We start from the raw sequence: 1,368 nt of genomic DNA on the forward strand, positions 1-1,368 counted from the left end.
TGTGATGTCTCAGGACATCGTGGATAGTTGATGTCTCAATACATCGTGGAGTTTTGATGTCTCAGGACTTCGTGGATGTTTGGTTGGCCATGAATCCGCGAGGTTTGTTGTTCCCGACGTAGTGCGTGCCCTTGGGCGGGCGGGGATGGCTGAGGATCTGCGTGCCGGATTGGTCATAGATGGCGATTTCGGTGGCGTTGTAGGTGATTTGGAGTTGCTGGCCGTTGTAGTCCTTGCCGATCTTGAACCGGGTGCCGAGGACAGTGATCTCACCGTCGTCGGTGACGGTGCGCTGGACCAGTTCGGTGGGCTGCTCGGGGACCACTGGCGGTGTGGGTGGGGTGGCTTTGGCGGTGGCGTTCCAGGCTTCTTGGGGCGTCATTCGAGGTAGGGACTGGTGCTCGCGTTCGGTGTTGTAATACGCGTCGAACTCGTCGAGCTGGGTCTGCAGTTCTTCCAGCGTCGCGGCGATCGGATGGGTGTTGAGGTACTTCAGCAAAGTCCCGTGCACGCGTTCGTTCTTGCCTTGGGTAGTGGGTTTGCCCGGTTTGCCCGTGATCGCAACGACTCCGAAGCTGACGAGGTGGTTCACGAGAGCGCCTTCATGGCCGCGTCGGGTCGGGTTCAGCGCCGCACCGTTGTCGGAGAGGAATTTCTGCGGAACGCCGTGCCGGCTGATCGCCAGGTCCACGACCCTGATCGCGGCTTCGCTGGTCTCGCCGCTGGCGGCCAGCGACGCCAGGGCGAGGCGAGAATGGTCGTCGATGAGTTGGAAAACCACGACCTTGCGCCCGTTGGCCAGAATCCACTCGGTCGCGTCGATCTGCCAGCACCCGTTCGGGTTGGGATACACGAAACGGCGATACGCGGATCGTGGCTTCTTCTTGGGTTCCGGGATCACGACGCCGGCCCGGGCGAAGATCCGGGCCAGCGTCGCTCTGGAAGGCGGGGTTAGCCCTTGCCTGCGGAGTTTGGCCTGCACGCTCAAAGGACCATGATCAAAGCCCCGCCGCTTGAGCTCTGCCCGAGTCTCCAAAGCGAGCTTGACCATTCCCGCGTTCGTTTCCGCCGGGCTGTTCTTCGGCCTCGTGGATCCAAGTTCCATCGCCGCCGCAGCACCGCTGGCCTTCGACTCAGCGCGAACCTTGTGAAACCAGGACGGTGAGACGTTATGAGTTCGACAGAACGCCGCGATCGCGCCCCGAGGGGCATCATCCGGCCACGTCGCGACCAACATTCGGACTCGGGCATCAGGATTCAGAGCGCTCATCACATGAGCAAAACCCCTGGACTATCCACGATGTCCTGAGACACACTGTCCACGATGTCCTGAGACATAAATGTCCAAAATGTCTTGAGACTTCACAC

The 1,368-nt window shown here is 60.7% G+C and carries 1 protein-coding gene; it reads right to left on the reverse strand.

Going from position 1 to position 1,368, the window contains the following annotated elements; all coding sequences use genetic code 11:
* Positions 1–61 precede the first annotated feature (61 nt).
* Positions 62–1,051, reverse strand: a complete 990-nt coding sequence (locus CTB96_RS00005) for an integrase core domain-containing protein (RefSeq protein WP_248283131.1) — start codon at positions 1,049–1,051, stop codon at positions 62–64.
* Positions 1,052–1,368: the final 317 nt, after the last annotated feature.

Source organism: Cryobacterium arcticum, from assembly GCF_003185895.1.
Taxonomy (GTDB): Bacteria; Actinomycetota; Actinomycetes; order Actinomycetales; family Microbacteriaceae; genus Cryobacterium; species Cryobacterium arcticum.

Excerpts from the sequence above, each read along its gene's own strand:
- CTB96_RS00005 (WP_248283131.1), bottom strand. The coding sequence starts at position 1,051 with ATGGTCAAGCTCGCTTTGGAGACTCGGGCAGAGCTCAAGCGGCGGGGC.